A 9,599-nucleotide genomic window follows, 5' to 3' on the forward strand; every position below is an offset into this window, starting at 1 on the left:
GCCCCGACGCCCCGACGCCCCGACGGCCCGGCCGCCAGGGCCGCCCGGCCGCCACGTCGGCCCCGCCTCAGCGCGGCGCGACCACCACCGCCAGCAGCCCCGGCCCGACGTGCGCACCGATCACCGCGCCGACCTCGGCCACGTAGAGCTCCCGCAGCCCGGGGATCCGCACCCGCAGCCGTTCGGCGAGCGGCTCGGCCCGGTCCTCCGCCGCCAGGTGGTGGACGGCGACGTCCACCTGCCGCTCCCCCGCCTTTTCGACCGCGATCTCCTCGAGCCGGGCGATGGCCCGCGAGGCGGTCCGCACCTTCTCCAGCGGCTCGATCCGACCGCCGTCCAGGTGCAGCAGCGGCTTCACCGCCAGGGCCGACCCGAGCAGTGCCCGCGCCGCCCCGATCCGACCGCCGCGGCGCAGGTACTCGAGCGTGTCCACGTAGAAGAAGCCGCTGGTCAGCGCCGTCCTCCGGGTGGCGGCCGCGGCCACGTCGGACAGCTCCTGCCCGGCCGCGATCGCCTCCGCCGCCGCCAGGACGCCGTACCCGAGGGCCATCCCGACCAGCCGGCTGTCCACCACCTCCACCGGGACGGGCGCCTCGGCGGCTGCCAACCGGGCCGCCTCGACGGTGCCGGACAACTCGCCGGAGATGTGCACCGAGACGATCCCCCGGGCACCGGCCTCGGCGGCCGCCCGGTAGGCGGCGGCGAAGGTTTCGGGGTTGGGCCGGGAGGTCGTCACCTGCTGCTTGTCGCGCAGTGCCTCGGCGACGTCCTTGGGGGAGATCTCCACGCCCTCGGCGAGGACCGTGTCACCGACCGCGACGCTCAGCGGGACCACGGAGATGCCGTGGTGGTCGATGGTCTCCTGCGGCAGGTAGGCCGTGGAATCGGTGACGAGTGCGAGGTCGGCGGGCATGAGGCGGAGGTTACTCCGCGCCTGCCCCGGATGACAGCGCTCCGACCGGGCCGGCCGCCGACCCGCCCGTCCGCACGCCGATCAGCCGTCCGACCCGGTCAGAACAGGTCGGGGACGGTCGCAGACGGCACTCGATCCGCGGGAATCCGGAACCCGCCGCGGGCGTCTCCGGTCAGCCGGCCGACGGCCCCGCCGACGGCTTCCGCATCCGGTCCGTCAGCCGCGTCAGCGGGTCGACCAGCCCCAGCAGCTCCTCGGCGCTCGGCCTCCCGTTCCGCCCGTCGGTCAGCCCGGCCCGCTGCGCCTGCTCCCGCCCGGCCGGGGAACCATCGGCAGCCGGACCACCGGCCGCCGAACCACCCGCCGCGGAGCCGGCGGCGGCACCAGCGGCAGCGCCCGAGGGCCCGGCGGCCTCCGACGTGTCCCAGTGCCGCAGCGCCCCCGCCTCGCTCTCGCACTCCTGGCTGAGCCGCCGCAGCTCGTCGTCCGCGAAGCGGTGCATCCGGTCCTGGGCGGCCCAGCGCATGGTCTCGGCGGAGTGCGTGATCCGCTCGGCCCGTTCCCGCAGCTCGGGCAGCTTGGCCGCGATCCGCGCGCTGTCCGGCTCGCGCTCCAGGATCCGCAGCTCGCCGTCCAGCTCCGCCGCGTGGGCGTCCAGCCGCCGCAGCAGGGCGAGCGACTCGCCGAGCTGGCCGTCCTGCGCGAGCCCGCTCTCCAGGACCTGGCGGGTGCCGTCCAGCGAGGTCCGCAGGCTCAGCCGGACGCCGGAGATCTGGCCCTGCGGTCCGGTCTGGGTGTAGCTCTTGGCCTTGAGCGTGACGTTCTCCACCGCGCGGCGGGCCTTGGCCTCCTGGCGTTCCATCTTCTCGCCGACCGCCCTCGCCGCCTTGACGACGCCGACCACGACCAGTGCCACCACCCCGAGCCCGAAGAGCAGGGCCAGTCCGAGGATCACGCCGAGCACGTCCATCACGAGCCACCTTCCGCCAGCCGAACCGGCCCCCACCGGGCCCAACGCGGGCCGGACCACCGTCGGTTCCACCGTAGCCGCCCGGCCGCACCCCGGGGCAGGGGAATCAGGGTCCGGCGTCCGAGATCAGGGTCAGATCCGGGATCTCCCCGAGGCCCGCCCCGCCCCCGCGAACCGGCCCGAACCGGCCCGCACCCGCCACCCTCGCACCGGCCGCCCGTCGCACCACGCTCCCGCCCCGCCCCCCGACCCCCCACCCCGCCCCGGGAACGCCGAAGGGCGGGCGCCCCGAAGGACGCCCGCCCGGCCGGGCAACGGTCAGCCCGTGACGATGTTCACCAGCTTCGGCGCCCGTGCGATCACCTTGCGCACCGGCGCGTCACCGATCGCGGCGACGACCGCCGGGTCGGCCAGGGCCAGCGCCTCCAGCTCGGCGTCGGAGATCGACGGCGCGACCTCCAGCCGGGCCTTGACCTTGCCCTTGATCTGCACGACGCAGGTCACCGCCTCGTCCACCACGTACGCCGGGTCGGCGACCGGGTAGTCGGCGTGCGCCAGCGACTCGCCGTGGCCCAGCCGGCGCCACAGCTCCTCGGCGACGTGCGGGGCCAGCGGGGCGACCATCAGCACCAGCTGCTCGGCCACCGACCGCGGCGTGGAGCCGCGCTTCACCAGGAAGTTGTTCAGCTCGATGGCCTTCGCCACGGCCGTGTTGAAGCGCAGGCCGGCCATGTCGCCGCGGATGCCGTCGATGGCCTTGTGCAGCGCGCGCAGCGTCGCCTCGTCCGGCTCGTCCTCCGTCACGACCAGCTCGCCGGTCGACTCCGAGACGACGTTGCGCCACAGCCGCTGCAGGAAGCGGTACGAGCCGACCACCGCGCGGGTGTCCCACGGGCGGGAGACGTCCAGCGGGCCCATCGACATCTCGTACAGGCGCAGCGTGTCGGCGCCGTACTCGTCGGCGATCTCGTCCGGGGCGACGGCGTTCTTCAGGGACTTGCCCATCTTGCCGGCCTCGCGCTTGACCGGCTCGCCCTGCCAGGAGTAGGCGCCGTCGCGCTCCTCGACCTCGGCGGCGGGCACCGGGAAGCCGCGCTCGTCGCGGTAGACGTCCGCGGTGATCATGCCCTGGTTGAACAGCTTGTGGAACGGCTCGACCGAGGAGACGTGGCCCAGGTCGTGCAGCACCTTGTGCCAGAAGCGGGCGTACAGCAGGTGCAGCACGGCGTGCTCGGCGCCACCGACGTACAGGTCGGCACCGCCGGCGGGCTTCTGCTCGGTCGGGCCCAGCCAGTACTGCTCGTTGGCGGGGTCGATGACGCGCGCGCCGTTGGTCGGGTCGACGTATCGCAGCTCGTACCAGCACGAACCGGCCCAGTTGGGCATGGTGTTGGTCTCGCGGCGGTACTTCCGGACGCCGTCGCCCAGGTCCAGCTCGACGTTGACCCAGGCCTCGTTGCGCGACAGCGGGGTCTTCGGCGAGGAGGTGGAGTCGTACGGGTCGTAGGTGTGCGGCGAGTAGTCGTCCACCTCGGGGACCTCGACCGGCAGCATCGACTCGGGCAGCGCGTGCATCACGCCGTCCTCGTCGTAGACGATCGGGAACGGCTCGCCCCAGTACCGCTGGCGGCTGAACAGCCAGTCGCGCAGGCGGTAGTTGACGGTGCCCTCGCCGATGCCGTGTGCGGTCAGCCAGGCGGTGACGGCGGCCTTGGCGTCGACGACGCTCAGGCCGTCCAGCGAGATGCCGTCCGGGGTGCCCTCGTCGTGGGCCGAGTTGACGATCACCGAGTCGTAGGTGTCGAACGCGTCGTCCCAGGCGGCGGGGTCGTCGCCGCGGCCGTCGGTCGGGCGGACGACGCAGCGCATCGGCAGCTCGAAGGCGCGGGCGAACGCGAAGTCGCGGTGGTCGTGGGCGGGGACGGCCATGATGGCGCCGGTGCCGTAGCCCATCAGCACGTAGTCGGCGATGAAGACCGGAACGGGCTCGCCGCTGACCGGGTTCACCGCGTAGGCGCCGGTGAAGACGCCGGTCTTGACCTTGGCCTCGACCTGCCGCTCGACGTCCGACTTGGCGGCGGCCGCGGCCCGGTAGGCGGCGACGGCCTCGGCGGGGGTGGCGGCGCCGCCGGTCCACGCGGCGGGGACGCCCTCCGGCCAGGCCGCGGGGACGATCGAGTCGACCAGGCCGTGCTCGGGGGCCAGCACCATGTAGGTGGCGCCGAACAGGGTGTCGGGGCGGGTGGTGAAGACGGTGATCCGGTCGGCGGAGTCACCGGAGCCGACGGCGAAGTCGACCCGGGCGCCCTCGGAGCGGCCGATCCAGTTGCGCTGCTGCAGCTTGATGGCCTCGGGCCAGTCCAGCAGGTCCAGGTCGGAGATCAGCCGGTCCGAGTAGGCGGTGATCCGCATCATCCACTGGCGCAGGTTGGACTTGAACACCGGGAAGTTGCCGCGCTCGGAGCGGCCGTCCGCGGTGACCTCCTCGTTGGCCAGCACGGTGCCCAGGCCGGGGCACCAGTTGACCGGCACCTCCTTGGCGTAGGCCAGCCGGTACTCGCCCAGCAGCTCGTCGCGCTCGGCGGCGCTCAGCGAGGCCCAGGCCCGGCCGCCGGGGACGGCCTGCTCTCCGGACTCGAACCGGGCGATCAGCTCGGTGATCGGGCGGGCCTTGCCGGCCGCCTCGTCGTACCAGGAGTTGAAAATCTGCAGGAAGATCCACTGGGTCCAGCGGTAGTAGTCCGGGTCGATCGTGGAGATCGAGCGGCGCGGGTCGTGGCCCAGGCCCAGCCGGCGCAGCTGCTGGCGCATGTTGGCGATGTTGGCCTCGGTGGAGACCCGCGGGTGGGTGCCGGTCTGCACCGCGTACTGCTCGGCGGGCAGGCCGAATGCGTCGTAGCCCAGCGTGTGCAGCACGTTGTGGCCGGTCATCCGCTGGTAGCGGGCGTAGACGTCGGTGGCGATGTAGCCCAGTGGGTGGCCGACGTGCAGACCCGCGCCCGAGGGGTACGGGAACATGTCCATGATGAAGCTGTGCGGCTTCGCGGCGACGTCGCCGGCGGCCGGGTCGGCCAGGTCACCGGCCGGGTTGGGGGCGTGGAACGTCCCCTCCTTCTCCCAGATGTCCTGCCAGCGGGACTCGATCTCCGCCGCCAGGGTGGCGCTGTACCGGAACGGCTCGGTTGCGGCCTCGGCCGCCCCGGAAGCAGGGGTCGTCTCGCTCATGGTCCTTCAGGCTCCATCGATGTCAGTTGGCGAACCGGGCCGGTGACCGGGCGGGTGACCGGCCGCGGACGGCCGAGGAGGTCACGCGGCCAAGGCGGTCACGCGGTCGGGGCGGTCGCGGAAAAGGCGGTGGAAAACAAAAAATCCCCTCGCAGGAGGGGACGCCACGCCGACTCCGGCAGCCGCCCGAGAGCGGGGCCGGTCCTGGTCAGCGCGGCCGGCTAAGGAGCAGGCGCACGGTTCGCATGGGCTCAGGGTACCGCAAGGGGATCAGGCCTCTCCCGGCAATACCGTGCGCGAGGCCGCGTCGAAGTCGCGCAGCGCCCGGGCGACCCGCTCGGACTGCATGCCGGCGGCGAGGGCGCGGGCCCGGTCGGCGGTGCCGGCGGCCTCCCGGTGACGGCCGGTGCGCCGCTGGGAGTCGGCCAGCCTGACCATCAGCAGCGCCCTGGCCCGGGCCCGGCCGGGGCCGAGGCCGGCCACCGCCTCGGCAAGCAGCCGCTGGGCCTGCCGGTGGTCGCCGAGGAAGAGGTGCCCCTCCCCCACCATGCCCGCGAGGTCCGCCCGCGCCTCCCCGGCCTCCTCCGCAGCACCACCGTCGGCACCGGCACCGGTCTCCCCGGGCCCCGCACCCGCCGAGGCACCCGCACCCGCCGTGCCGCTCCCCGCCCCGTCCAGCTCCGCGAACGCCCGCTCCGCCGCCGCCCGCGCCTGCTCCGGCTCGCCCCGGCGCCCGTACGCCCGGGCGATCCGGCCGAGCTGCAGCGCCCGGTCGGCCGGACCGAGCGCGTCCCCGGCCGTCTCCAGCGCCCCGGCGAGCGCGCTGACCGCGTCCAGCCCCCGCCCGCCGCTGCTCTGCGTTGCCAGCACCACCAGGCAGCCGACCACGCTCACACCGAGCCGCCGGTCCCCGCTGAGCTGCGCGGCCCGCAGCGCGGCCACGAACGCCCGCTGGGCGGCCGCCTCGTGCCCGAGGTCGTACGCGGCCCAGCCGGCCAGCCGCGCGAACCGGGCGGCCGCGCCGTACAGCGCGCGGCCGAGCGGCTCGTCGTACCCGCCGAGTTCCAGCAGCTTGGCGACCAGGGCCAGCTCGGCGCGGGCCGGGCCGAGCACCAGTCCGCCGCCGCAGGAGCGCTCCAGCCGCTCCTTGCTGCGGCAGGAGAGCCGGAGTTCGCCGACCAGGCCGGGGTCGATCCGCAGCGCGCCCTCGCCGCCGACCGGTGGCGGCGGGGTGGCCAGCCGCTGCGCGGCCAGGTCGAGGTCGGCGCCGCGGAACAGGTCGGTGAGCCGGACCGGCCCGGCGTCGGTGGCGGCCTCGCGCAGCGCGGTCTGCGCGGTGTCGGCGGTCCACGGGTCGGTGAGCAGGTGCGGGGAGAGGATCTTGGCGCCGCGGTTGCCGCCCATCCGGCCCCAGAGCTGCTCGTACGTGACGGCGATGCCGAGGGTGCGGCCGAGCACCTCGCAGACGGTCTGGTCGTGCGGGCTGCGCGGCACCATGCCGCGGTCGCGCCACTTGTACGGGGCGGTGGAGCTGATCGCCAGGCCGGGCGGCAGGGCCAGGTTCACCTCGCGGGCGAGCCGCTCCGGGTTCCAGCCCAGCTGGTGCAGTATCCGGGCCAGCTCCTCGTTGCGCCTTCGCTCCAGATCGGCCATGGCACGACGGTAGCGGTCGGCCGGGGCCGGCCGTCAGGCCGTCGGCGAAAACGGCCCGGGCGCCGGGTGGGCCCCGCGCGACGGGCGGTGGGCCTCACGCACCGGGCGGTGGGCCTCCCGCGACGGGCCGCCAACGACTGAGGGCCGCCTCCCGAATCGGGAGGCGGCCCTCTGTTCCTGTGGAGCTACGGGGAATTGAACCCCGGACCTCTTGCATGCCATGCAAGCGCTCTACCAACTGAGCTACAGCCCCTTGACCTGCGTTGTCACCGGAGGTTTCCTTCGGTTTCCCTCGGCGACATCGACTACTTTACACGGTCGGAGGGGTGCTCCACGAATCCGTTACCGGAGGTACCTCCGGCGGAGGCGAGGGCGAGGGCGGGGGACGGAGGCGGGCGGCGGGCGGCGGCACTCGCGCGCCGGCCACCTGCCACCACACCACCCGCCCCCACGCCACCCCACCGGCGCACCCCCCACCCCCCGCGCCACCCCACCCCACCCCGCACCAGCGGCACGGACGCCGTCCCGCCGGCCGCTACCCCGCCGACCGCCGGGTACGGGCCGCGAACACCCCCGCGACCGCGACGGCGCCCGCGATCACCGCGGTGGTCACCAGCAGCGCGTGCCCGGAGTCCCGGGCCGGCGCGGGGAGGTCGACCCCGCCGAGGAAGACCGAGCCGAGCACCGCCACCCCGACCACCTGCCCGAGCTGGATGACCGTCACCGTCACACCGCTGGCGTCCGCCGCGTCGGCCGGGGCGACGCCGCCCAGCGCCCGGGCGAACAGCGGCGCGTACGCGCAGCCCGCGACCAGCCCGAGCCCGGTCATCAGCAGCAGCGCCGTCGCGCCGATCTCCGCCCCGTCGCCCAGCAGCACGCCGAGCGCCAGGTAGCCCGGGGAGAGCAGGGCGGCGGCGAGCACCGGCAGGGCGCGGTGCAGCCGGCCGGGCAGCCGCTGCCAGTGCAGGCTGGAGACCCCGAAGCCGACCGCGACCGGTGCCGAGCAGAGCCCGGCCCGCAGCGCGCTGTGGCCGAGGCCGGCCTGCTGGTGCAGCGCGAAGGCGAACAGGAAGCCCGCGAAGGCCGCCATGATCATGAACAGCCCGCCGGCCGCCGGGCGCAGCCCGCGCACCCGCAGGACCCGGCCGGAGATCAGCGGCTGGCCGCCGCGCCGGGCGATCCGGCGCTCGACCACGACGAACAGGGCGAACAGGGCGGCGCTGCCGGCCAGCATCGCCCAGCCCCAGGCCGGCCAGCCGAGTTCGTGGCCGAGCACCAGCGGCACGACCAGCAGGCCGAGGGCCGCGCCGAGGACCACCAGGCCGGGGATGTCGAAGCCGCGGTCGCGGTCGCCCGGCAGGCTGGGCAGCAGCCGGGCGCCGACCGCCAGCAGGACCAGGCCGATCGGCACGTTGACCAGGAACACCGGCCGCCAGCCGGTGCCGAAGAGGTCGGCGCTGACCAGGATCCCGCCGAGCACCTGGCCGATCGCCATGCCCCCGGCCAGCACGGCCGAGTAGAGGCCGAGCGCGCGGGTGCGGGCGGCACCGGTGAAGGTCCGCTGGAGCAGGCTCATCACCTGGGGCACCATCAGGGCCGAGCCGGCGCCCTGGAGCAGCCGGAAGGCGATCAGCCAGCCGGTGGCCGGGGCGAGGCCGCAGGCCAGCGAGGCGGCGGTGAAGAGGGCCAGGCCGAGCTGGAAGAGCCGGCTGTAGCCGTAGCGGGCGCCGAGCCGGGCTCCGGTGATGAGCAGCACCGCGTACGCGATGGTGTAGCCGGCGATGACCAGCTGGAGGGCGGCCCCGGAGGCGTGCAGGTCGGTGCGGATGGTCGGGACGGCGACGTTGACGATGGAGGCGTCCAGGACGGCCATGAACTGGCCGCACAGGACGAGGGCGAGGAGCAGCCCGGGGCGTACCGCCCGGGCCGGGGCACTGCCGCCGACCGCGCTGGGCCGGATCTGAAGGTCCGTCATGGCTCCAGCGTGGCGGGTGGCGGGTACTGGTGGTTAGAGCCTGCTGATCCTGGTACTGGCAGCACCTGTCTCCGTCGCGCGGTGTGCGGCACGATGGCGGTCATGACCGTCCTGGACGACTTCAGCACCACCGGCACCGCCGCCCGCTTCGAGGGTGCCGCGCGCGCCGGGGCGGGCCGCAAGGACCGCCGCCGGACCGAGCTGGCCAGTTACCTGAAGGCCTGCCGGGCCCGGGTCACCCCGGAGGAGGTCGGTCTGCCGCCCGGTCTGCGCCGCCGTACGCCGGGGCTGCGGCGCGAGGAGGTGGCGCAGCTCGCCGGGGTGGGGGTCACCTGGTACACGTGGCTGGAACAGGGCCGTCCGATCAACGCCAGTGAGCAGGTGCTGCTGGCGGTGGCGCGGGCGCTGCGGCTGGACCCGACCGAGCGGGAGCACCTGTTCCGGCTGGCCGGCGTGTCCGCCTCGCCGCTGGTGCAGGACGGTCCGCCGGTGCTCGAGCCGTCCACTCAGGTCATCCTGGACGCGCTGCTGCCGCTGCCGGCGGCGGTCTCGAACGCCCGGTTCGACGTGCTGATGTACAACCGCGGGTACCAGGCGCTGTTCGGCACCAACCAGAGCATGACGCCCGGCGGCACGTTCAACAGCATCTGGTGCACGTTGTTCTCGGATCCGTGCTGCAACCCGTTCCTGAACCGGGACGAGGCGCTGCCGCGGATGGTCGCGGTGCTGCGGTCCGCGTACGGCAAGCACGTCGGCGAGCCGGCCTGTCGCAGGCCAACCAGGCCAGCAAGGCCCAGCAGATCTCGGTCGCCGAGAAGGTCCTCGCCTCGCAGGGGCCGGGCGCCTGGCCGGTCTGCTCGCAG

At 74.7% G+C, this 9,599-nt stretch carries 5 protein-coding genes, 1 tRNA gene and 2 pseudogenes; 2 read left to right on the forward strand and 6 right to left on the reverse strand.

Annotated elements, in window-relative coordinates; translation table 11 throughout:
* Positions 1-67: 67 nt before the first annotated feature.
* The 6 genes from ABZ885_RS29695 to ABZ885_RS29720 all read right to left on the reverse strand — a co-directional run bounded on the left by ABZ885_RS29695 (position 68) and on the right by ABZ885_RS29720 (position 8,736).
* Positions 68-913 (reverse strand): DegV family protein, encoded by an 846-nt coding sequence (locus ABZ885_RS29695; RefSeq protein ID WP_360195169.1) that lies wholly within the window; start codon positions 911-913, stop codon positions 68-70.
* 172 nt (positions 914-1,085) lie between these two features.
* Positions 1,086-1,883: a hypothetical protein gene (locus ABZ885_RS29700; RefSeq protein ID WP_360195171.1), complete on the reverse strand. Its 798-nt coding sequence runs from the start codon at positions 1,881-1,883 to the stop codon at positions 1,086-1,088.
* Positions 1,884-2,201: 318 nt separating this feature from the next.
* Positions 2,202-5,108, reverse strand: a complete 2,907-nt coding sequence (leuS, locus tag ABZ885_RS29705; protein ID WP_360195173.1) for a leucine--tRNA ligase — start codon at positions 5,106-5,108, stop codon at positions 2,202-2,204.
* 270 nt (positions 5,109-5,378) lie between these two features.
* A complete protein-coding gene (locus ABZ885_RS29710; RefSeq protein ID WP_360195176.1) occupies positions 5,379-6,761 on the reverse strand; it encodes a hypothetical protein in 1,383 nt (460 codons plus the stop codon).
* 180 nt (positions 6,762-6,941) lie between these two features.
* Positions 6,942-7,014, reverse strand: a tRNA-Ala gene (locus ABZ885_RS29715).
* A gap of 282 nt (positions 7,015-7,296) precedes the next feature.
* Complete coding sequence (locus ABZ885_RS29720; RefSeq protein WP_360195179.1) at positions 7,297-8,736, reverse strand: MFS transporter; 1,440 nt, start codon at positions 8,734-8,736, stop codon at positions 7,297-7,299.
* 102 nt (positions 8,737-8,838) lie between these two features.
* Here ABZ885_RS29720 and ABZ885_RS29725 point away from each other — a divergent pair.
* A pseudogene (locus ABZ885_RS29725) lies at positions 8,839-9,501 on the forward strand (helix-turn-helix domain-containing protein); the annotation flags it as partial.
* Positions 9,502-9,503: 2 nt separating this feature from the next.
* Positions 9,504-9,599: pseudogene (locus ABZ885_RS29730) on the forward strand (transglycosylase family protein); the annotation flags it as partial.

Source organism: Kitasatospora sp. NPDC047058, from assembly GCF_040643935.1.
In the GTDB taxonomy this organism is placed as follows: domain Bacteria; phylum Actinomycetota; class Actinomycetes; order Streptomycetales; family Streptomycetaceae; genus Kitasatospora.